This is a genomic window from Paenibacillus flagellatus (assembly GCF_003217775.1).
GTDB lineage: Bacteria > Bacillota > Bacilli > Paenibacillales > NBRC-103111 > Paenibacillus_AB > Paenibacillus_AB flagellatus.
Window position 1 is genome coordinate 62,059 of sequence record NZ_QJVJ01000017.1, and the last position, 21,158, is coordinate 83,216.

The following is a 21,158-nucleotide window of genomic DNA, read 5'->3' on the forward strand; positions in this document are numbered from 1 at the left end:
GCCTGTTCGTTCGGACGGCCGGGCTCTCGCCTCGCCTCGGCAAAAAAAGACGCCGTACGTCGACGGCGTCACTACTGGATCGGGTCGGGAATCATCCCTTCCCGCTCCAGTTCCGTATTCGTCTTCATCGCCTTCATCTCCTTGCCCAGACGGACCAAGTCGTCCTCGTCCTGCGCCATGACGCCGTTCAGCGCCGCGGACAGCGCCGGATCGTCGCCCGCGCCTCCGTCGCCGCCGCCCGTCGCCGGGCTCCCCGGCGGTTCCGCACCCGCATCGCGTGCGTCTTCCCGCTCCCCGTCGATCAGCTCGCGCAGCTTCCGGAATGCTTCCTCGCGAATGTGCGGCGGTATGCCGACATACCCTCTCCACTCGCCTGCAAACGCGGCCTCGTGCTCCAACAGCGTAATCCGCCCCTGCTCGTCCGACCGAAACGGGATGCGAAACTCGATGCAGCCGCCCCGATCGGGAGACAGAAACGTCAGCCGGACCACTTTCCGCCCTTCCACTTCGGCCGGCGTGAAGCCGAGCCGAACGATCGATTGCCGGAACCGTTCCGGCGGTGTCGCTTCGTACCGATGTCGAAACGTCATGGGATCGCCTCCTTCTCGGATTGTACGCCTCCGTCCGCCGCGGGACGCCGCACCTCAGTGCGGCGTCTTGTCCGCCATCTCGGACGCCTTGTCGCCGATCGCCTCGGCGGTCTCCTTCGTCTTGGCGGCCGCGTCCCGTGCCAGCTCCGACGTTTTGGCGGAAGCGTCCCGGGCGAGCTCCGACGTCTTGTCGCGGAACGCCTTCGTCAGCTCGATCGTCTTCTCCTGCACCTCTTTCGCCAATTCCGCCGTTTTGTCGCGGACGCTTTGCGCCGCCTCCGACGTCTTGTCGCGGGCCGCCTGCGCGCCGCGCGCCAAATCGCCGCGAAGCTTTCGGCCCGATTTCGGCGCGAGCAGCAGCGCCGCCGCCGCTCCGACCACGCCTCCGACCAAGGCGCCTTTCCAAGCTGCCGTCTGTTTCATCCCGAATCACTCCTCCTCGTTTGTATCGTCCGGTCTTTCGGACTCGAACGGTGCCGGAACACATCCCCGGCTCCCGCTCATCGATTGCCGGTCACACCGATCTGCGGAACATTTGGGAAAGCAAGCCGAGCAGAAATACGAACAGCGCGCTGCCGACGATCGCCGGGATGACGGCGAAGCCGCCGATGACCGGCCCCCAATCGCCGAGCAGCAGCGAGCCGAGCCAGCCGCCCGCGAACCCGGCGATCATGGCGCCGAGCAGCCCTCCGGGCATCCGGTTCCGCACCAAGGCGTCTCCGATCGTCCCGATTAAAATCGCCATCAGGATGCTGATCAACAGTCCCCACATGCGCCTCACCTCTTTCGCATTGTCGATCCAGGCCGCCTTACGGTTCATTACCCGTCGCGGAGCGGCGTGAAACAAGCCATCCGGCGCGAGCGCCCGCTTCGCCGCTACGGGCGGCCGCGCACAAGCATAAAAAAAGACCCGCTGCGACGATCCGTCGGCGAGTCTTTCCGATATTCGATCCGGCACGCTCCGCGGCCAAGGGCGTCCAGCTATTTCAACATTTTGCCCATCCGGGTGGCCGCTTCGATAATTTGCGGAGCGTGCTCCTTCATCTTCTCGAGCGTCAGCCGGTTGGACGGCCCCGACACGGCGAGCGCCGCCACCAGCTTGTGCGCCCGGTTGAAGATCGGCGCGGACACGGCGGCCGCCCCCGGCTCGCGCTCCTCGACGCTGGTCGCGTAGCCGAGCCGGCCGATCTCGCCCAGCTGGCGCTCGAACGCCTCGCGGTCGGCCGTCCCGGCCCATTCGAGGGCGCCCAGCACGTGCCGCTGCACCTCCGGCTCGGCGAACGCGATCAGCACCTTGCTCGACGCGCCGACGCTGAGCGGCAGCCGTGCGCCGATCGGCGCGACGCGGCGGATCGCCTGGTTGCTCTGCACCGCCTGGATGCGGATCCGCTCCTCGCCGTCGCGCACGTACAGGCTGATCGTCTCGCCCAGCGAGTCGCGCAGCCGCTCCATCTCCGGCTGCAGCAAAATCGCCGGATCGTCGCTCTGCGACAAATTGGCGGCCAGCTCCCAAATGCGGAAGCCGAGCCGGTATTTCTCCGTCTCCGCGTTGCGGATCATGAATCCTTTGCCCTCGAGCGAAGCGAGCAGCCGGTGGACGGTGCTTTTGTGCAGCTTCGTCTTGGCGGCGATTTCGGTCAAGCTCAGCTCCGTCTCGTCGGTGAACACGGATAAAATGTCGAGCGCCCGTTCCACGGCGCGTACGGTCAGCTTCTGGTCTTCCATCTCGATCCGCTCCATGTGTTTCATTATATGAAACCCGGTTTTAATTCCAGTATACCTTATCGGTCCGGCCTCCGTAAAGGGAAGCCGCGCTCCCTTTTTCTACACATTTCCTTTCCCCCCGCTATTGACCGGAACCCGTGCAACCGAATACTATGAATATAGAATAATCCCTTTGCCGGAACGACATTCGCAGCTTTGCTCAAGGAGGGATCCCTCATGGATACGACCCCCGTTTCATCCGTACCGTACTCCTCACCCGTTGTTGGAAACGCTAACATTGGAAAATCGCGCCGCCGCTGGCGATGGATCGTCTGGCCGGTTGCGATCGTGCTCGTTCTGTTCACCCTCGCCGTCCTTGCGTTCCACGGCTACGTCGCCTGGATGCTGGCCCGCCCGGCCATCGCTCCGCTCAGCTCCAATCCGCTCAAAGCGGTCGGCCTTCCCTACGAGGACGTCCGATTCACGAGCAGCGACGGCGGAAGCGCCCTCGACGGCTGGTTCATTCCGGCCGCGGGCTCGGACAAAGCGGTCGTCTTCTCGCACGGCTACGGCGGCAACCGCGAGGAGCTGTGGGTTCCCTTTTACAGCTTGGCCAAAGAACTGAACAAGCAAAACTACAACGTCCTCCTGTTCGATTACGGCTACGTCCGTCCCGACATGTCCGTCACCGGCGGCGTCCGGGAATCGCTCGAGCTGCAGGGCGCGATCGATTTCGTCAAGCGCAAGGGCATGAAGCATACGTACGTATGGGGCTTCTCGATGGGAGCCGGAACCGCGCTGCAGACCGCGCTGCACAGCAAGGACATCGAAGGAATGATTCTCGACAGCACGTTCCTGCTCGAGCCCGACACGCTCTACCACAACATCAAGCAGCGCGTCGACCTGCCCAAGTTTCCGTCCTTGCCGCTCATCCGTTTCTTCTTCCCGATCGTCAACGGCACCAGCATGAACCAAATTCCGTCCCAAACGGTGAAAGAAACGACCTACCCGATGCCGATCCTGTTCATCCACGGCATGAAGGACGCCAAGGCGCCGTTCGAAATCGTCCAACAGCTGTACGACCACCAAGCCTCCACGCAAAAAACGAGCCTGTGGCTGCTGCCGGAAGGCCGGCACGAGCTGATCTACAAGGCGAACAAGCGGGAATACGTGAAACGGACGACCTCGTTCCTGAACGCCGTCGCCTCGCGGTCGCCCTGACGCCGCGAAAAACCGAAACGAGAAGCCGCGAAGCTTCAAACCGCATAGGCCAACTTCCCCTCCGAATACACTTTTGGAAGAACGACTTGTGGAGAGGGAGGTTGGCCTCATGCTGTACGTATACGGCTCGCTGATGCCGCTCAGGCTGCTCGAGGAAATTCGCTTTTGGAAAATGCAGGAGAAGGAGCATACCGTCGTCATACGCGAGCTCGTCCCGAATTTGGAGCCTCCGTACGTCGCCCGTCTGCAGCAGTGGGAGGGCGTCTTCGCGCAGACGGAAGCGGCCGCGAATCAATGGATCGAAGCGGTCATCCGCTCGGGAGGAACGGTCGGCCCCGAGCTGTGGCGGCACGTGAACGCGCTGCTGCGTACGTCGGCGGCCCAATCGAACGAATTCGTCAAGCAGCTGTTCGCCATGCTGCAGCAAAGCGCGGCTGTCCGAGCCGTCGCGACGGCGCCTACGGTCGTACAGCACATCATACGCGAATCCGAATATTTCCTCGGCGTGCTGCAGGCGATCTTGACCGCTCCGGGGACGCACGGAGGCTTCGGACCCGGCGACTCGAGAAACGGAAGCGAGGAGTTTCCCGCGCCGGCGGATCGCACCGAACCGCTAGCCCCCGAAGGGACGTGGGCGGACCCCGTCGCGAGAACGAAGCCGGTCCCGATCGGCGGCCATACGCTGCCGCCGCTTCCGTATCCGTACGACGCGCTCGAGCCCCATATCGATGCGGAAACGATGCGGCTGCACCACGACAAGCACCATAAAAGCTACGTCGACGGCTTGAACAAAGCCGAGACGATGATGGAGCAGGCGCGCAAGTCCGGCCAATTCGACCTGATCAAGCATTGGGAGCGGGAGGCGGCGTTCAACGGAGCCGGTCATTATTTGCATACGATCTTTTGGAGTACGATGTCTCCGAAAGGAGGCGGCAAGCCGAACGGACCGGTCGCGGCGCAAATCGATCGCGACTTCGGCGGCTTCGACGCGTTCAAGAAGCATTTCACCGCGGCCGCCGACAAAGTCGAGGGCGGAGGCTGGGCGATTCTCGTCTGGAGCCCGCGCAGCCACCGGCTCGAAATCCTGCAAGCCGAGAAGCATCAGAACTTGTCGCAATGGGACGTCGTCCCGCTTCTGCCGCTGGACGTCTGGGAGCACTCGTATTACTTGAAATATAAAAACGAGCGGCCGAAATATATCGACGCCTGGTGGAACGTCGTCAACTGGCCGCACGTGAACGAGCGCTTCTCCGCCGCGCAGACGTTGAAATGGCAGTCGTATTGATCGGCTGCCCGGCCCACCGGCTCCAGGCTCCCCTTCGGGGGGCTTTTCGTTTTTTTACCCGTATGGCCCCGGCGATTGGACCGGTGAAAACAACCGGAATCGGCCCTGTTCACGAGCCGCCCGTTCTTGTACCATGAAGGCGAACCGAACGCCAAGACAGGAGCGAACGCTTATGATGAACGTCGTCTATTCGACTCTCGAAGGAACCTCCGTGAAGCTCGCCCCGATGAAGCGGGAGCATGCCGAGCCGCTGTACGAGGCCGGACGCGATCCGGCCGTCTGGACGTATATGCAGGCCCGCATGCAGTCGCCGGAGCAGATGCGCGCCATCGTCGACGAGGCGGTCGCAGCGGCCGAACGCGGCGAGGAGCTGCCTTATACGATTTTCGACGCGGCCGGGGAACGGGCGCTCGGCAGCACGCGGCTGTACGATATGTCTGTCGCCCACCGCAACCTGGAAATCGGCTGGACGTGGCTTACGCCGTCCGTCTGGCGAACCCGGGTCAACACCGAATGCAAGCGGCTGCTGCTCGCGCACGCCTTCGAAACGATGGGCGCCATCCGCGTCCAGCTGAAGGCCGACGCCCGCAACGCCCGCTCGCGCCAGGCGATCGAACGGATCGGCGGCGTCTACGAGGGAACGCTGCGCCAGCATCGCATTTTGCCGGACGGCTTCATCCGCGACACCGTCTACTACAGCATCCTCGAGCGGGAGTGGCCGGAGGCGAAGCGGCGGCTGGACGACAGGCTCGCCCGCCGCGACTGACCGGGCGGCCGCATGAAGCCGGCCGGCGGTTCCCGCCGCGGCATGCCGTTACAGCGAGCGGATGCCGCCGAACAGAGCCGCCAGCACCATCCGGTCGCCGACCCAGTCGGCGTCGGCGACCGGAAAGCCGAGCTTGACCGGCAGCAGCGTCAGCCGGCCGCCCGCGCCGCCGAGCCGGAACAGACCGCGGTCGGTGCACGCGTAAACGTCCCGGCCTCTCGGGATGAGCCCGATGACGAACAGACCGCCGAGGCCGAACACGTCGAACGCTCCCCGTCCGTTGCCGACGATCAATTGTCCCCGGTCCCCCGTTCCGATCAGCTTCCCGCGGAACACGGCCAGACCGGTGACGGAGGCGGCCAGCCGATAATCCGTCCATTCGCCGGTCAGACGGTCGTACAGCGACAGGCCCCCCTCGCGTCCCGCCACGATGAATTGGGGCAAGTAAAGCACATCGTAAACGACGGCTTCCGGATACGCCCAGCTGAGCCATCCGTCGGCCGTTTTGCACCATATCCCGTACTGGGTGGCGGCGATCATCCGCCCCGCCTCTCCTTCGCGTAGCCGGTAGGCCGGAACGGCGATATCTTCAGCCTCCCAGCCGGCATGCCGGTAGGCGTACAAGCCTTTGCTCGTGCAGGCGTACGGAACGCCGCCGCTCATTTGAAGCCGATTGACGACCGCCCCTCCCGGCCATCCTTCCTCCAGGCAAGTCCACTCTCCTGCGGGAGAAATCCGGTAAACCCCTTGTCCGAGCGAGGAAGCGTACACGCTCGAGTCGCCGCCGACCGTAACGGACGAGATGGGCGAGCCCGGCCGCCTCCAGATCGAACGTGCCGTTCGGGTCATCGCAAGGCCCCCTTTCCAACATGGGTTAACGGCCTCATTATAATTGATAATGATTCTCATTGTCAATTATGCCGAAACACACGGCTCGGTTCGCCGGCCTTCACATCCAAGTCCACGGGCGCCCCGATCGAAAGCGATGCCCGAGTCGCTCCTAACGGCGGTCGTCCTCGGGCAGCTCGATCCATTTGGCAGCCCACCTGCCGATATTGTCGAAAAGCGGAGCCAAGTCGCGCCCCTTCTCCGTTAGCGAATATTCGATCCGAACCGGAGTTTCCGGATACACGTCGCGCCGGACGAGCCCTTCGGCTTCCAGCTCCCTCAGCCGTTCCGACAGCACTTTGCCGCTCAAGTTCGGCAGCGAGCCCGCGATCCCGACGAACCGCTGCGGCCCGTCGAGCAGACGGAAGACGATCAACGCGGTCCATCGCTTGCTCAGCAGGTCGATCGCCTTCTCGAACCGGGGGCATAATGGAGAATGGGGTTCCACACCTATCACCTCGTCTTTGCTTTATTATATCCACCATTACGAATCTATACAACCTTACTTTTTTAATATTAATTACGTATAGTAAGTTAAAGAAAAAAACCAAAAGGGTTGCAAACGACGCGCGAATCGATTATGATGAATTCAAGCCAGTGATTGGTCAATCAATAATAAAGCAAAACGAAAGGAGCTGCCCTCCATGCGCAAAGGAAATGCTACCTCCGCCGATCGGCGTACGGATATCGTATCCGCCGCCATCGAAGTGTTCGCGGATATCGGCTACTATCGGGCCACCACCGCCCAGGTCGCGGAGCGCGCCGCCATTTCGCAGCCTTACGTATACCGGTTTTTCACGAAGGAATCGCTGATGGCGGAAGCGCTGGACGTTTCTTGGCAGCGGATCGAGAAGGCGTTCCGGCGTGTCATCGATACGGCGACGCCGGAACGGCTCGAAGCGGGACTGATCGAAGCGTACGAGGAGATCATGGCCGCGCACCGCAGCGAAATTTTGCTCCAGATGCAGGCCCAGACGATCCGGGAAGCGCCGATCCGGCTTGTGATGCAGCAAGGGCTGGAGCGGGTGCGGCTGTTGGTAAGCCGGGCGTTCGAGCAGGCCGGAATCGCGGAAGCGGACGTCCGGACGTCGGATTTTTTGGCGAGAGGGATGCTTTGCAACGTCGCGATGGCGTTGGACATGCCGAATTTGATGGCGAAAAAGTAAAACAAATTTTTTTCAAGGTTTGTAATTGGTCAATCAATAACTAAACGGGAGATGGTAACGATGCAAAAAGCAATCGTATTGGGAGCAACGGGCGGAGTCGGGCATCCGCTCACGGCGGAATTGGCGAAACGCGGCGTCGACACGATCGCGTTCGGACGATCCGAAGGCAAATTGGAACGCTTGGCGCGTCAATTGGGCCGACCGGCCTCGCTGCAGCTCGCGACGGGGGACGCCTTCCGTCCGGACGATATCGTCCGGGCGGCGGACGGCGCCGACGTCATTTTCCACAGCGCCAACGTGCCGTATCACGAGATGGCGTCGCGGCTTCTGCCGCTCGGCGAATCGGTCATGGAAGCGGCCGAGCGTCTCGGGGCCAAGGTCGTCGTCGTCGACGGCATTTATCCTTACGGCAGACGAACGGCAGACAAGGCGACCGAGGACCATCCGAAGCGTCCCCATACCCGCAAAGGGAAAGTCCGGCTCGCCTACGAGGAGCTCGTCTTCGATGCCCGCTGGCGCCGGGCGAAGCCGCTTATCGTGCGTCTCCCCGACTACTACGGGCCTTCCGCCCAAGCTTCGTATCTGTCCGTCACGATGGAAGCGATCGCGGCCGGCAAGCCGACCGCCTTTATCGGGAATATGACGGTTCCGCGCGAATACGTCTACTTGCCGGACGCGGCGCGGATGATCGTCGAGATCGCCTCGCGGGAGGACGCCTACGGACAAAATTGGCATATCCCCGGTCCGGGCCTCCTCTCGGGACGCGACATCGTCCGGATCGCGCAGGCCGCGAGCGGGAAACGCAAGGCCGTCGTCCCGCTCGGCCGGATCGGACTCTCGTTGATCGGCTTATTCCAGCCGGTCATGCGCGAAGTCGTCGAGATGCTCTACCTTACCGAAGAGCCCTTCGTGCTTAGCGGCGAGAAGTACGAGCGCGAAATCGGCCCGCTCGTCTGGACGCCCCACGAGCGGGCGATCGCCGACACGATCCGCGAGCTGATGAATCGCGGCGGCGAAGCTCATTCGTGAGATGCGGTGCGGCGGTCGTTACAGCGCGGGCTCGGGAGCGCCCATCTCCCCCCACATTTCCTTCGTCGGTCCGTACACATCGGGGACGCGCAGGCCGGCTTGGCGCATGAGCACGGTCATTTGACCGCGGTGGTGCACCTCGTGCTGAATGATAATGCGAAGCGTCAACCCGTTCGGCCACGATTGCCCGAACACTTGGTTCGTCTCGCTGAGCTTCGCGTCGGTCCATTGCGAACGGACCGCGTCCAGCAGCGCCTCGCTCGTCCGCCGATAGGCGTCCGCCAGCTCGCGGGCCGATGCCGGCACGTTCTCTTCCGATCCGGGGGATGGCAGCTCCAGCCCCGTCTGCACCGCCGTTTGATGAATTTGCGTCACGATATGCCAGGCGAGCCGCCCCAACGTCCGGAATCCCGGGGCGACCTCCCGGGCGAGCGTCTCGTCGGTGAGCGCGTCCATCACCTTTTGCGTTGTGGCCGATTCCTGCCGCCATTCGGCCTCGAATGTCTCAATCGTCGTAAACATGATTCTGCTCCTCCTGCTATCGATTTCGTTTCGGTTGCGTTTCTATCGTAACCTACAAACGCTGACAATAGCTTGTCATCGATTCCGCCCGTTCATACGAAAAAAGAACGGACGAAGCCCCAACAGGGGAGTTCGGCCGTTCTCGCTCGCCGCCTGGCGAATTCATCGATTACCCTTTGATCAGCGACAAAAACTCCGAGCGCAGCGCGGAATCGGTCGCGAACTGTCCGCGGACGGCGGACGTGACCGTCTTGCTTCCCGGCTTCTTGACGCCGCGCGAGCACATGCACAGATGCTCGCCGTCGACGACGACCATGACGCCGTGCGGCTTCAGCACCTCGACGAGAATGTCGGCGATCTCCGACGTGATGCGCTCCTGCACTTGCAGCCGCCGCGTGATCGCCTCGACGAGACGGGCGAATTTGCTCAGCCCGGCGATTTTGCCGCTCGGCAAGTAGCCGACGTGGATTTTGCCGAAGAAAGGCGCCATATGGTGCTCGCACTGGCTGTAATAGACGATATCCTTAATGATAACGAGCTCCTCGTGCTTCTCGTCGAACGTGACGCCAAGCACGTCTCTAGGGTCGACGGAATAGCCCGCGAATATTTCCTCATACATGCGCGTCACGCGGGCGGGTGTCTCGAGAAGCCCTTCGCGCTCCACATTTTCGCCGATGAGCCGCAAAATCTCTTTGATGTGCTCCTCGATCCGTTCCCGGTTGCGCCCGACGTTATCGTTGATGTAGTCCTTCACTCCTGCCATCCGTTCCCCTCCTCACCCGTTGGTCGCGAACGTCTGCGACGATTACTTCCACTTCTGGTTTTTCATCATTTGCTGCATTTGCTGCATCTGCTTTTTATTCAAGTTGTAGCCCATTTTCTTCGCCATCTGCTGCAGCATCTCCGGGTTCGATTGCATCGCTTCCATCTGCTTGCGCAAATAGTAGACGCCGATGAAGAAACCGCCGACGAGACCGACGATCAAAGTCAAGATGGGTATGATCCAAGCCCACATGGTAAACGTCACCCCGAATCGATTCTGTAAACTGAACGTGCTTGTCCCGGCGTCCCGCGTCGTCCCGCTTTCCGGAATGGAACGAATTGGTTATGCCGCCGCAGCGCAAGTACAATTCATGATAGCATTTCGGTGCCGGTTCTTCAAATACGAAAATGGCCGCGTCCTCCGAAGCGCTTACGTCAGCACGCCCTCGACGAACACGGTCGTCAGCTTCGCCAAATCGATCTCCTTCACCTGAATTTCGTCCTCGTTCTGACGGACGACACGCACGACCGGACGACCCGGCAGCCCCCGGTGCTGGCCGACGACGACGCCGGTTTCCTTCGTGGACAGCCGAACCGACGAGCCGGTCGGGTAAATCGATACGGTGCGCAAAAAATGAATGAGCACGTCCCGGTCCAGCTTCGTCCCGGCCAGCGCCATCATATGCTCGCACGCCTCGTGAGGCAGCATCCGCTTGCCTGAGGCCGCGGCACCGTGCTGCAGGTTGTCGAATAGATTCGCGACCGCCACGATTTTCGCGTACAGATGAATTTGATCGCCCACGAGCCGCCGCGGAAACCCTTCCCCGTCCGGCGATTCGTGATGCTGAAGCGCCACGTGCGCGATCAGCAGGTTCAGCTCCTGCTTCTGCTTCAGCACCTCGAAGCCGCGCCACGTATGGTGCCGCTTCGGATCGGACGATTCGTCGTCCGCCAGCTTGTCCACCTTGCCGATATCGTGCAGCAGCGCCCCGATCGCCAGCTCCTTCAGCTGGGTTTGGTTCAAGTTCATGTTGATGCCGATCATCGTCGACATCATGCAGACGTTCAAGGCGTGGACGTACGCCTCGTTATCCTTCGTGCGAATGTCGGACAGCTGGATGAGCACCTCGCGGTTGCGGGTGACGTCTTCCAGCAGCTGCCCCACCCCTATGCTCATCGACCGGGTGTCGAACTCCTTGCCCGACTTGATCGTTTCAAACGTTTCGGTCATTTTTTTGAGGACGCTCCGCTTCGTTTCGTCGGAAAGCACCTCGGGAATTTCGACGTCCTCGAACTGGGGGTCCTTGATATAGATCATCGTCGCGCCGATCCGGTTCAGCGTGTTGATCATGTAGACCGTCAGCTGGACGCCCTCGGACAGCAGCACCGCGCCGGTGCTGGAAAAAATCGTTTTCCCCAAAAATTGCCCGGGCTCCACCTGATCGATGCTCACGTACTTCATGTTGCGTTTCCCCTCCGGCTCCCCTGAATCGGTGTAGATGCGCTCTCCTTGGCCAGCTCCCGCTCGGCGTCGCCGATCCGTTCGGCGACCTCGGGATGGGCTTCCGTCCGCTTCGCTTCGGCAAGCGCCGCCGCGGCTTCCGAGCCCCCGATCCGCCCCAGCGCCCAAGCGGCCGTTCCGCGTATTTCCGGCCGCTCGTCCCGCAGCAGCGCTTCCTTCAGCTCGGGCACGGCCGATTCGTCGCGGAAGTTGCCGAGCGCGATGATCGCGTTGCGCTGAATCGGCTTCTTGCCGCGCCACGACGCCGCCATATGACCGTACGTTTCGCGGAACTCCCGGTTCGACATCGACAGGAGCGGCTTGAGCAGCGGCTTCACCTTCTCGGGGTCCGGCTGCAGCTCCGGCTGATGCGTCCAGTTTTTGCCCTTGTTCACCGGGCAGACGACCTGGCACGTGTCGCAGCCGTACAGCCGGTTGCCGATTTTGCGCATCAGCTCGTCCGAGACGAACCCCTTCGTCTGCGTGACGAACGAGACGCAGCGGCTCGAATGGAGCTGTCCCGGTCCGACCAAGGCGCCGGTCGGGCAGGCGTCGATGCAGATCGTACAGTCGCCGCATTGCTCTTGAATCGGCGTATCCGGCGGAAACGGGATGTTCGTCACGAGCTCGCCCAAGTACACCCACGAGCCCCATTCGGGCGTAATGACGGCGCAGTTTTTGCCGCTCCAGCCGATACCGGCCCGCTCCGCGACGGCCCGGTCGACGAGCGCTCCCGTGTCGACCATGCTTTCGATGCGCGCGTCCGGCACCCGTTCGCGAATGAACGATTCGAGCGAAGCGAGACGTTTGCGCAGGACGGCGTGGTAGTCGTCCCCCCAGGAAGAGCGGGAGATGATGCCGCGGTACGCCCCCGGCTCCGATTTGGGAGGGTTCTGCAGCTTGGAAGGATAGGCGATCGCGATGGAGATAAGCGATTGGGGACGCTCGAGACTGAGCGACGGGTCGGTGCGCTTGTCCAAATCCGGCTCCTCGAAGCCGGATTCGTGGCCGCGCTCCCGGTGACGGAGCAGCATTTGTTTCAGCTCGGCGAAAGGCTCGGCCGACGCGAAGCCGATCTTGTCGATGCCGAGCCCCGGCGCCGCAGCGCGTATGTCTTCTTTCAGCTTCGCCCAGTGTTCCCGGGTTCCTGACGCCGTCGTGACGTCCATGGCGCGTTCACCTCATGTCAGACGCTTGATCGCCTCGCGGGCCAAAAAGTCGCAATGGTTGTTGAACTCGTTGTCGCTATGACCTTTGACCTTAATATACTCCACCCGGTGCGTTTCCATTAATTGCAGCAGCTGCTTCCACAAGTCCTGATTTTCCACGGGCTGCCCTTTGCTGTTTTTCCAGCCGTTGCGCTGCCACCCCTTATACCAGGCTTTCTGGAAGCAGTTGACGAGATAGGCGGAGTCGCTGTACAGCTTGATCTTGCAAGGCTCCTTCAAGGTGCCGATCGACTCGATCGCGGCCAGCAGCTCCATCCGGTTGTTCGTCGTATGCTTCTCGCCGCCGGACATCTCCTTGCGATGCTCCCCGTAAAACAGAATGGCCCCCCAACCGCCGGGGCCCGGGTTGCCGGAGCACGCTCCGTCGGTATAAATCTCCACTTCCTTCACTTACAAACCTCCCATTTGACGAATCGGCCACAGGATAAAGTCGGCCCGTCCCTGAATCGCCTGCTCCGATACGGCGCCGAAGATGCGGCTGTCCTTGCTCGCCCCTTGATGACGATTGTCGCCCATCACGAAGTAATGCCCTTCCTCGATGACGACCGGCCCCCGGTCGCCGTCCTCGATCTTGATATCCGTATACGGCTCGGACACGGCCTCCCCGTTGACGTGGAGCTTCCCGCCGCGAATTTCCACTTTGTCGCCCGGCACCGCCACGACCCGCTTGACCAAATATTGGCGCTCCGCCGCATGCGTATCCGGGTCTTTCAAAATGACGACATCCCCCCGCTGCGGATGGCCGACCAGGTAGACGAATTTGTTGACGAACAGCCATTCCTTCTCGCGCAGCGTCGGCTCCATCGAATGCCCTTTGACCGTCGACAGATTGAAGACGAACAGATTCAGCAAAATGACGATCGCGAGCGCGACCACAATCGACTTCGTCCAATCCCACAGCTCGGCGGCCAAGCTGCGCGACGGCGCCGCATCCGCCCCGGCGACCGCCGCTTCGCGGCCGTCCTGGCTTTCATACGTGCTCATGTCACACCCCCGGCGCTTCCTTTTTCCACAGCTCATAATAGGCCAGCACCTGCTCGTTCCGAAAAGGCGGACCTTCCCGTTTCAATCGGGCCAGCAGCGAATCGAGTCCCTGCTTCACTTTGCGCTCCACGACGTCGGAATAATGGTAATTGTGCTTGTGCAGCTCGTATTCGTCCTGATCGACGATTTGCGTATAGCCGTCGGGCGTCCGGATGACGTCCAAATCGTAGTCGATATAGGTGATGACGCCTCCGTTCACATAGGGCGGGGAGGCGATATTGCAGTAATAGCGGATCCCCTGATCTTCCAGAAGCGAGACGACGTTGAACCATTCCCCGGGAATGAAGAAGGTGACCGACGGGATTTTGCTCGTCCACTCTTTGCCGTCCCGCTCGCGGATCGGCGTCTGGCTGTTGATCAGCACAAGCATCGATTCGGCGCGGTGCTCGGGCGCGAGCATCTCGTCGGGGATGCGCCAGTTTTGCAGCCACATCCGGTGGAGATGGCCGTCGTGCTTGAAGCTTTTGATTCGGTAGGGGGAAAATGGATTCATAATAAGCCCTTTCTCGCAATTATCCCTATTATATATCAAAAAAGCCTTACGTAGTAATGCACGGATGAGCGACCGCGGAATAGCCCTTCCTCCGCATCGCCCGATATGAATACAAAAGCATATCTCTACGCCAAATGCAATGGCTTCAAGATATGCCCCACATAAATGAAATCGGTTTGTACGGAAGCCGCTCTCGGCTTATCGGCCGCTGACGATGCGCAGATGACGGTACGAACGGGAGAAATTGCGGTCGGTGTAGCCGACGGCTTCGTATACGGGGAGAATCGGTTCGTTGTGTACGTCCACGGTGACGAGAATTTGACTCACCTTCCGCTGGATGAACCTTTGCTTCAAGCCGTTGATCAGCGATTTGCCGATGCCCATGCGCTGATATTGCGGCGCCACGGCGATGCGGTAGTAGTACCCTTGGTTGCGTTGATCGATCGTGCCGATAATAATGCCGACGACTTCATCGTTCATGACGGAGACGAGAACAAGATCGGGATCCAGCGACAGCTGCTTGGCAAACGCCTCCAACGTTTCACCGCAGCACTCCTCCGACAACACTTCGTTGAACAGACTTGTAATCGACGCGTAATCAGACAATTGAAAAGGCCGAACGAACATCGTGGTCTCTCCCCGTTTTGTTTTTTTGTTAAGTAACAATTACGACAAAAATCGAGGAAATCCTGCCTAAACCTTAACAAAAGCTTAAAAAGTTTCGATTATCGCGTATTTTCGCCTGAAAACGCTTTATTTGAAGCGTTTTCACCTCCTGTTCAGGGAAAAGAAGGTCTTTTTACATATTTTTACGGTTGTCGAACGTTCCCGACGGCTCCCGTTCGCCGCTTTCATCCGGCTTTTTTTTCGGGCCGGTTCGTCATTCGGGACGGCGATTACTATATCTCTATGAGAAAATGCCGTATAAGATGATTGAAAATACCCATAATGGAAGTTGGAGCGAAATAAACTTTCCAAACATAAGTATTGAACATGTTGATTTACGATCGAAAATAAGGGATAATAGCGGTGTACAAATCCATAATTTAGGGAGGTACTTACCATGGCACACCAATTGCCGCCACTGCCTTACGCCAACAACGCGCTGGAGCCGCACATCGACGCGCAAACGATGGAAATCCATCACGATCGTCACCACAACGCCTACGTTACGAACTTGAACGCCGCTTTGGACAAACATCCGGAGCTGCACGACAAGTCGCTCGAAGCGCTCATCTCCGACTTGAACGCCGTACCGGAAGATATCCGCACCGCGGTGCGCAACAACGGCGGCGGCCACGCCAACCACTCCCTGTTCTGGACGACGATCGGCCCGAACGCGGGCGGTCAGCCTACGGGCGCCCTCGCAGCCGCGATCGACAGCGAGCTCGGCGGGTTCGATAAATTCAAGGAAACGTTCGCGGCAGCCGGCGCTACCCGCTTCGGCAGCGGCTGGGCATGGCTCGCGCTGGGCAAAGACGGCAAGCTGAAAGTGTACAGCCTGCCGAACCAAGACAGCCCGCTCATGGAAGGCGATACGCCGCTCCTCGGCCTGGACGTATGGGAGCACGCCTACTACCTGAAATACCAGAACAAGCGCCCGGACTACATCGCCGCGTTCTGGAACGTCGTGAACTGGAACGAAGTCGGCAAGCTGTACGACGCGGCGAAGAAATAATTCGTCGCCCCCGTTATGCCGAGACGAAAACGCCCCGGGTCGCCCGCATCTTATGCGGCGGCCGCGGGGCGTTTTTTTATGGGCATATGCGGCTTAGACGTCCGGGGACGGCATTCCCGGCATGTTGCGTCCGTTCCGCGAATACAATGTACCGTTGCATCCGTATACGAAAGGAACGAACGGCATGGCGAAATCGAACCGCGGAAAAGCGCTTTGGAAGCTTCCTTCCCGAGGCCGGGGCACGTGCCCGGTATGCCGGGCGACCCGCATCAAGCTGCTGTACACCCGTACGCTCGAGGACGGCGTCAAAGCGAAGGTGTGCAAACGGTGCCGGGCCGGCGCCTAAGAGGACGCGTCACCCGCGGCGGACGGGCCGCCGTAAGCCGCTCGCGCCCGGCCGCCATGCAGAGAGAGCCCTTGCGAGGGCTCTTTTTGCCGTTCGGCGCTTACAGCCGGCCGGCCTCCTTCAAAATGCGCAAAAACACGTTCGGGAACGCGTACTGCTCCATCTCCCGTCGGCCGAACCAGCGGAACGGCTCCTCCCGGTCGCCGTCGCTCTCGGCGCTTCCCGCGGCTTCGGCCTCCGCGGCCGCCGCCTCCGCCCGCGCCTCCGTTCCCGGCTTGTCCGCCCAGCCGGCGAACCGGCACCGGAATACGCGCATCCGCCACTGGATATGGCTGAACGTATGCTCCGCGTCCATCATCGGCCCGAGCGGCTCGACGACGAGCCCGTATTCGGCCAGCAGACGCTCGCGCAGCATCCGGATCGCGGCGCCGTCGTCGTCCGCCTCGCCTCCATAGGCGCCCTCCGGCGCCGCGTCGGGCAGCTTCACGTGCGGCAGCTCCCACATCCGGGCGAGCAGCCCGTCCTTCGGTCTTTGGCGGGCCAGCACCTTCCCCGTCTCGGCTCCCTCGCCCTCGATGAAGGCGACGGCGCGCCGCTCCGGCCGCGGAGGCTTCGCCTTCGTCTTGACGGGGAGCTCGTTCTCGACGCCCTCCAGCCTGCCCGCGCACAGGTCCATCACCGGACAGGTGAGGCAGTGCGGCGACTTCGGCGTACAGACCGTCGCCCCGAGCTCCATGAGCGCCTGGTTAAAGTCGCCCGCCTCCCCTTCCGGAATGAGCTCTCTCGCCAGCCTCTCGATGCCGGCCCGCGTCGACGGCTTCGCGATATCGTCGCGCAGCAGGAAGTAGCGCGAGAGGACGCGCATGACGTTGCCGTCGACGGCGGGCTCCGGCTTGTTGTACGCGATGCTGAGCACCGCCCCGGCCGTGTAGGGGCCGACTCCTTTCAGCGACGAGATCGCCTCGGGCGTATCGGGCACGCGGCCGCCGTAGCGCTCCTTCACCTCGCGGACGGCCGCCTGCAAATTGCGCGCCCGCGAATAATAGCCGAGTCCTTCCCACGCCTTCAGCACGTCCTCCTCCGGCGCGTCGGCCAGCGCCTCGACCGTCGGAAACCGGTCGACGAACCGGTGGAAGTACGGAATGACCGTCTCCACCCGGGTTTGCTGCAGCATCACTTCGGAGATCCAAATATAATAAGGGTCGCGGCTGCGGCGCCACGGCAAGTCCCTTTTGTGTCTGCGGTACCATTCCAGCAATCGGGTCGAAAAAAACGTCTTCGCGTTGGTTGCTCCCACTGTGCGTATCTCCTCTTTCGTCTTTCGCCCCGTTCAACTCGGCTGGCGTTTCTGGTATGATAGTCATGCGAAACCATGCGCCCGATCGGGCGAAAGGAGCGTGCCGCATCCCGATATGCTGACTCCGGGGGAAATCGCCGCCCGCCTGAACCGGCTCGTCTTCTCGATCCTGCTGATCGGCCACCGCAAGTGCGAGCCGACCTGGTTCCAGCCGATGCGGGCGATGCGTCATCATTCGTTCTGGCTGATCGTCAAAGGAAAAGGAACGTTTACGATCAACGGCACCCACTACCCGGTCGAGCCGGGCAAGCTGTTCTTTTTCTCGCCGGGCATGCTCGTCGAACGGCGCACGGACGAGGACCAGCCGATCGAGTATTACTTTTTACGTTTTCATTATACGGAAACGTACGAGGAGAAGGAACAGTGGATTTCCCGGGACGCCGCCGACAGCCCGTTCCCGCTGCAAGGGATGTATTCGCTGCAAAATACGCCGCAGTTCATTTATTGGATGGAGCAGTTGTGCGTCCTGTGGCAGCGGCGGGGGCATATGACGGCGATGCGCCGCAAAATCGTCCTGCACGAGTTTTGGCTCGCGCTGCTGCACGATTTCCGCGCGCAAAAAATCGCCGGCGATACGACCGCCGTCATCGAGCTGACCCAGGACTACATGGTCCAGCATTACCGCGAGCCGCTTACGCTGGAATCGCTCGCGACGATGGCCGGCCTGAGCGTCAGCCATTATTCGCGCCTGTTCAAGAAGGTGATCGGCTACAGCCCGATCGATTATTTGACTCATCTCCGCATGGACCGGGCGAAGGAGCTGCTCGTCCTGTCGGACTTCCGGCTCAAGTCGATCGCCCACAGCGTCGGCTACGGGGACGAATTTTATTTCAGCCGCATGTTCAAAAAAGTGGTGGGCGTTTCGCCGCGCGAATACGCCAAACGGCACCGGGGCGACCCGGTCCGGTAGCGCGGGGCTTCCTCCCGAAAAGTTGACTTCTCCGGAGGGGAATAGTAAGCTAACCTTGATTTGGGGTGAGCCTACTGTGAACCGGAATGCTGCGCAAGCTTATTCGTTTATTCCGTATTTGATCATTTGGGGCGTTCAATGGATGACCGATTCGCTCCTGCAATATATGTGGAAATGGGACCCGGACGGACTCTTCCGCACAGTGCTGGCTTGGACCGCCCTCGCCGCGACCGCCTTGATCTTCGCGGCCCGAAGCAGGCGCGGCAGCGCGAACCGGGCCGCCGTCGACGGCGGCGGCGAAGGAACGTCCGCCCGCAGCGCCGCTCGCGGCGTCTGGCTTCCCGCGGCGATCGCCGCCGTCCTGCTCGCGATCGCGGTGCCGGTCGCCTGGGCGGACGTCATGCCGCTTTATTTCGCCGAGCTGTTCCGGGCGTTCGTCCTGGCGCTGTTCTACGTCGCGGCGGGCTTCGCGCTCGGCCGGGAGCTCGTCTATCTCGGCGCCTGGCTGCTCGTCCTGACGGCCGTCATCGGGTACGGCTACCTCGGCTACGCGCCGATCGTGCTCGGCTTCTCCGGCGGCGCCAGCCTGGTCGCCTGCGCCGTCATCATCCGGCTGTGGAACCGGACGTTCCCCCGCCGCGCAGACAAGTCGGAACCGGCTTAGTGCCAAAAGGCTGACCCGATCGATCGCCCAAGCGACGACGGGTCAGCCTCCTGTTTTTTCGGCCGAAAGCTACAGCTGGTAGCCGACCGCCTTCAGCCAGCCTTCGTACAGCGTACGCCGGCGCTCCTCGGCCATATCCGGCTCGAACTGCCGGTCCTTCTCCCACAGCTCCTTCAGCTCCCCGCAGCCGCTCCAGAAGCCTACGGCCAGTCCCGCCAAATAAGCGGCGCCCTGCGCCGTCGTCTCCTGCACCTTCGGCCGCGTAACGCGGACGCCGAGCATGTCGGCTTGAAACTGCATCAGGAAGCCGTTGCGCGTCGCTCCGCCGTCGACGCGCAACTCGTGCAGCCGGATGCCCGACTCCTTCTCCATGACGCGCAGCACGTCGACCGTCTGATAGGCGATCGACTCGAGCGCCGCCCGGACGAGATGCGCCCGGCCGGTTCCGCGCGTCAGCCCCGTAATCATCCCGCGGGCGTCGGCGTTCCAGTACGGCGTGCCGAGTCCGGTGAACGCCGGCACGACATAGACGCCCTGCGTGTCGTCGACCGACGCGGCCAGCGCCTCCGTCTCGGATGCGTCGGAGACGAGCTGCAGCCCGTCGCGCAGCCATTGGACGACCGCGCCGGCCGTGAATATGCTTCCTTCGAGCGCGTAGCTCACTTGGCCGTCCAGCTGCCAGGCGATCGTCGTCAGCAGGCCGTTGGCCGAGCCGACCGGCTTCGCCCCCGTATTTTTCAGCAGAAAGCAGCCCGTGCCGTACGTATTTTTGGCCATGCCGGGCTCGTGGCAGCCTTGGCCGAACAGCGCCGCCTGCTGATCCCCGGCCGCTCCGGCCACCGGGATGCCGGCACCGCCACCGAGCAGCGACGTCTCGCCGTAGACGTGGCTCGAAGGCTTCACTTCGGGCAGCATCGCCGGCGGAATGCCGAACCGGGCCAATATGTCCGCGTCCCATTGCAGCGTATGGATGTTGAACAGCATCGTGCGGGACGCGTTGGACGCGTCCGTCACGTGGGCGGCCCCGCCGGTCAAGTTCCAGATGAGCCACGTATCGATCGTGCCGAACAGCGCCTCTCCCGCCTCCGCCTTCTCGCGGACGCCGGGAACGTGGTCGAGAATCCATTTCAGCTTCGTGCCGGAGAAGTACGGGTCGGTCACGAGTCCGGTCTTGCTCCGAATGACCGGCTCCCAGCCGTCCCGCCTCAGCTCCTCGCACGTCTCCGTCGTCCGGCGGCATTGCCAGACGATCGCCCGGTGAAGCGGTTTACCCGTCGCGCGGTCCCACACGACCGTCGTCTCCCGCTGATTCGTCAGCCCGATCGCGGCGATGTCGGCCGGATCGACGCCCTCCGCCGCTTCCCGCATCACTTGAAGCTGAACGCTCCATATCTCCTCGGCGTCGTGCTCGACCCATCCGGCTTGCGGAAACCATTGCCGGAACTCCCGCTGCGCGGTCCGAACGGACCGGCCGCCGCGGTCGAACAAGATCGCCCGGCAGCTCGTCGTTCCTTGATCCAATGCCATGACGTACCGTTTCATGCCATCCCCTCCACCGGTTTGCTTCTGTTATCACGATACCATCCGCGGCCGCGAATGAAAATACCGGCTCTTTCGTTTCCGTTACAGGATTCCCGGCGCCTCGTATCGAATATAGTCTCATCGCGACGCCGTTTCGGGCGGTCCTTCGTGCCCGCCGGGACCGCCACGGTTGTCGGGAAACGCCCTTTCGTCTCCGCACGCACGAGGAGAAAGCGATTTCACCATTTCGGATGCGAGGTGCCTGTATGTCCTGGATCCATCTGATCCCGATCGCGCTGATCGCCGTCGGGCTGCTGAACGTTCTTTTCCCGCGAACCGGGCTGTTTTGGAGCTTGGGCGCGAAGTCCGGCCAAGCCGAGCCGGGCGAAGCCGCCGTCCTGTTGAGCCGGATCGGCGGCGTGCTGGCGGCGGCCATCGGATTGTTCCTGCTGCTCTATACGATGTAAGCCCGGATGCCGGTG

27 protein-coding genes are annotated in these 21,158 nt (G+C 61.8%); 10 read left to right on the forward strand and 17 right to left on the reverse strand.

The window, feature by feature from the left end; genetic code table 11:
* Positions 1-71: 71 nt before the first annotated feature.
* The 4 genes from DLM86_RS28300 to DLM86_RS28315 all read right to left on the reverse strand — a co-directional run bounded on the left by DLM86_RS28300 (position 72) and on the right by DLM86_RS28315 (position 2,315).
* Positions 72-590 (reverse strand): hypothetical protein, encoded by a 519-nt coding sequence (locus DLM86_RS28300; RefSeq protein ID WP_110843417.1) that lies wholly within the window; start codon positions 588-590, stop codon positions 72-74.
* Positions 591-644: 54 nt separating this feature from the next.
* A complete protein-coding gene (locus tag DLM86_RS28305; protein WP_110843418.1) occupies positions 645-1,013 on the reverse strand; it encodes a YtxH domain-containing protein in 369 nt (122 codons plus the stop codon).
* 91 nt (positions 1,014-1,104) lie between these two features.
* Complete coding sequence (locus tag DLM86_RS28310; RefSeq protein WP_110843486.1) at positions 1,105-1,362, reverse strand: GlsB/YeaQ/YmgE family stress response membrane protein; 258 nt, start codon at positions 1,360-1,362, stop codon at positions 1,105-1,107.
* Between the two features lie 209 nt (positions 1,363-1,571).
* The gene (locus tag DLM86_RS28315) at positions 1,572-2,315 is read right to left on the reverse strand and encodes an IclR family transcriptional regulator (RefSeq protein WP_110843419.1); all 744 of its coding nucleotides are present in this window, start codon (positions 2,313-2,315) and stop codon (positions 1,572-1,574) included.
* Positions 2,316-2,531: 216 nt separating this feature from the next.
* Between DLM86_RS28315 and DLM86_RS28320 the strand changes: the two genes are divergently transcribed.
* The 3 genes from DLM86_RS28320 to DLM86_RS28330 all read left to right on the forward strand — a co-directional run bounded on the left by DLM86_RS28320 (position 2,532) and on the right by DLM86_RS28330 (position 5,566).
* Positions 2,532-3,515 (forward strand): alpha/beta hydrolase, encoded by a 984-nt coding sequence (locus tag DLM86_RS28320; RefSeq protein ID WP_110843420.1) that lies wholly within the window; start codon positions 2,532-2,534, stop codon positions 3,513-3,515.
* A gap of 109 nt (positions 3,516-3,624) precedes the next feature.
* Positions 3,625-4,800, forward strand: a complete 1,176-nt coding sequence (locus DLM86_RS28325) for a Fe-Mn family superoxide dismutase (protein WP_110843421.1) — start codon at positions 3,625-3,627, stop codon at positions 4,798-4,800.
* 172 nt (positions 4,801-4,972) lie between these two features.
* Positions 4,973-5,566 carry a GNAT family N-acetyltransferase gene (locus DLM86_RS28330; protein ID WP_110843422.1) on the forward strand — a complete coding sequence of 198 codons (594 nt, stop codon included), beginning with the start codon at positions 4,973-4,975 and terminating at the stop codon, positions 5,564-5,566.
* 48 nt (positions 5,567-5,614) lie between these two features.
* On the opposite strand, the gene DLM86_RS28335 is transcribed toward DLM86_RS28330, so the two are convergent.
* Positions 5,615-6,415, reverse strand: a complete 801-nt coding sequence (locus DLM86_RS28335) for a hypothetical protein (protein WP_110843423.1) — start codon at positions 6,413-6,415, stop codon at positions 5,615-5,617.
* A gap of 151 nt (positions 6,416-6,566) precedes the next feature.
* On the reverse strand, positions 6,567-6,902 hold the full coding sequence (locus DLM86_RS28340; RefSeq protein WP_110843424.1) for a winged helix-turn-helix transcriptional regulator: 336 nt from the start codon (positions 6,900-6,902) through the stop codon (positions 6,567-6,569).
* A gap of 196 nt (positions 6,903-7,098) precedes the next feature.
* On the opposite strand from DLM86_RS28340, the gene DLM86_RS28345 reads away from it, so the two are divergent.
* Together DLM86_RS28345 and DLM86_RS28350 are read left to right on the forward strand one after the other, a co-directional pair.
* Complete coding sequence (locus DLM86_RS28345) at positions 7,099-7,620, forward strand: TetR/AcrR family transcriptional regulator (RefSeq protein WP_110843425.1); 522 nt, start codon at positions 7,099-7,101, stop codon at positions 7,618-7,620.
* Between the two features lie 60 nt (positions 7,621-7,680).
* Positions 7,681-8,649 carry an NAD-dependent epimerase/dehydratase family protein gene (locus tag DLM86_RS28350; RefSeq protein ID WP_110843426.1) on the forward strand — a complete coding sequence of 323 codons (969 nt, stop codon included), beginning with the start codon at positions 7,681-7,683 and terminating at the stop codon, positions 8,647-8,649.
* Between the two features lie 18 nt (positions 8,650-8,667).
* Here DLM86_RS28350 and DLM86_RS28355 read toward each other — a convergent pair whose 3' ends face one another.
* The 9 genes from DLM86_RS28355 to DLM86_RS28390 all read right to left on the reverse strand — a co-directional run bounded on the left by DLM86_RS28355 (position 8,668) and on the right by DLM86_RS28390 (position 14,827).
* A complete protein-coding gene (locus DLM86_RS28355) occupies positions 8,668-9,171 on the reverse strand; it encodes a DinB family protein (protein WP_110843427.1) in 504 nt (167 codons plus the stop codon).
* 169 nt (positions 9,172-9,340) lie between these two features.
* A complete protein-coding gene (gene folE / locus DLM86_RS28360) occupies positions 9,341-9,934 on the reverse strand; it encodes a GTP cyclohydrolase I FolE (RefSeq protein ID WP_110843428.1) in 594 nt (197 codons plus the stop codon).
* A 42-nt stretch (positions 9,935-9,976) separates the two neighbouring features.
* Positions 9,977-10,186 carry a YneF family protein gene (locus tag DLM86_RS28365; RefSeq protein WP_110843429.1) on the reverse strand — a complete coding sequence of 70 codons (210 nt, stop codon included), beginning with the start codon at positions 10,184-10,186 and terminating at the stop codon, positions 9,977-9,979.
* A gap of 177 nt (positions 10,187-10,363) precedes the next feature.
* Entirely contained in the window at positions 10,364-11,395 is a 1,032-nt protein-coding gene (locus DLM86_RS28370; protein ID WP_110843430.1) for an HD-GYP domain-containing protein, read from the reverse strand.
* Positions 11,392-12,603, reverse strand: coding sequence for a tRNA epoxyqueuosine(34) reductase QueG (gene queG, locus DLM86_RS28375; protein ID WP_110843431.1), 1,212 nt, complete (start codon positions 12,601-12,603; stop codon positions 11,392-11,394). Before queG ends, DLM86_RS28370 begins: the two co-directional genes overlap by 4 nt.
* Positions 12,604-12,615: 12 nt before the next feature.
* Entirely contained in the window at positions 12,616-13,053 is a 438-nt protein-coding gene (gene rnhA / locus DLM86_RS32545; RefSeq protein WP_211326598.1) for a ribonuclease HI, read from the reverse strand.
* Positions 13,054-13,647, reverse strand: coding sequence for a signal peptidase I (gene lepB, locus DLM86_RS32550; protein WP_211326599.1), 594 nt, complete (start codon positions 13,645-13,647; stop codon positions 13,054-13,056). It lies immediately after the preceding gene.
* A gap of 1 nt (position 13,648) precedes the next feature.
* Complete coding sequence (locus DLM86_RS28385; RefSeq protein WP_110843432.1) at positions 13,649-14,200, reverse strand: DUF402 domain-containing protein; 552 nt, start codon at positions 14,198-14,200, stop codon at positions 13,649-13,651.
* A gap of 198 nt (positions 14,201-14,398) precedes the next feature.
* Entirely contained in the window at positions 14,399-14,827 is a 429-nt protein-coding gene (locus DLM86_RS28390; RefSeq protein WP_110843433.1) for a GNAT family N-acetyltransferase, read from the reverse strand.
* A 436-nt stretch (positions 14,828-15,263) separates the two neighbouring features.
* Between DLM86_RS28390 and DLM86_RS28395 the strand changes: the two genes are divergently transcribed.
* Positions 15,264-15,878 carry a superoxide dismutase gene (locus DLM86_RS28395; protein ID WP_110843434.1) on the forward strand — a complete coding sequence of 205 codons (615 nt, stop codon included), beginning with the start codon at positions 15,264-15,266 and terminating at the stop codon, positions 15,876-15,878.
* Between the two features lie 184 nt (positions 15,879-16,062).
* Positions 16,063-16,224, forward strand: coding sequence for a hypothetical protein (locus tag DLM86_RS32430; RefSeq protein ID WP_170143736.1), 162 nt, complete (start codon positions 16,063-16,065; stop codon positions 16,222-16,224).
* A gap of 100 nt (positions 16,225-16,324) precedes the next feature.
* Here the strand turns inward: DLM86_RS32430 and mutY are convergent, their stop codons facing one another.
* Entirely contained in the window at positions 16,325-17,521 is a 1,197-nt protein-coding gene (gene mutY / locus DLM86_RS28405) for an A/G-specific adenine glycosylase (protein WP_110843436.1), read from the reverse strand.
* Between the two features lie 115 nt (positions 17,522-17,636).
* Between mutY and DLM86_RS28410 the strand changes: the two genes are divergently transcribed.
* On the forward strand, positions 17,637-18,491 hold the full coding sequence (locus DLM86_RS28410; protein ID WP_110843437.1) for an AraC family transcriptional regulator: 855 nt from the start codon (positions 17,637-17,639) through the stop codon (positions 18,489-18,491).
* Positions 18,492-18,567: 76 nt separating this feature from the next.
* Positions 18,568-19,155: a hypothetical protein gene (locus tag DLM86_RS28415; RefSeq protein WP_110843438.1), complete on the forward strand. Its 588-nt coding sequence runs from the start codon at positions 18,568-18,570 to the stop codon at positions 19,153-19,155.
* Between the two features lie 69 nt (positions 19,156-19,224).
* On the opposite strand, the gene glpK is transcribed toward DLM86_RS28415, so the two are convergent.
* Positions 19,225-20,697, reverse strand: coding sequence for a glycerol kinase GlpK (glpK, locus tag DLM86_RS28420; RefSeq protein WP_110843439.1), 1,473 nt, complete (start codon positions 20,695-20,697; stop codon positions 19,225-19,227).
* Between the two features lie 245 nt (positions 20,698-20,942).
* Between glpK and DLM86_RS28425 the strand changes: the two genes are divergently transcribed.
* Positions 20,943-21,143: a DUF6199 family natural product biosynthesis protein gene (locus DLM86_RS28425; RefSeq protein ID WP_110843440.1), complete on the forward strand. Its 201-nt coding sequence runs from the start codon at positions 20,943-20,945 to the stop codon at positions 21,141-21,143.
* Positions 21,144-21,158: the final 15 nt, after the last annotated feature.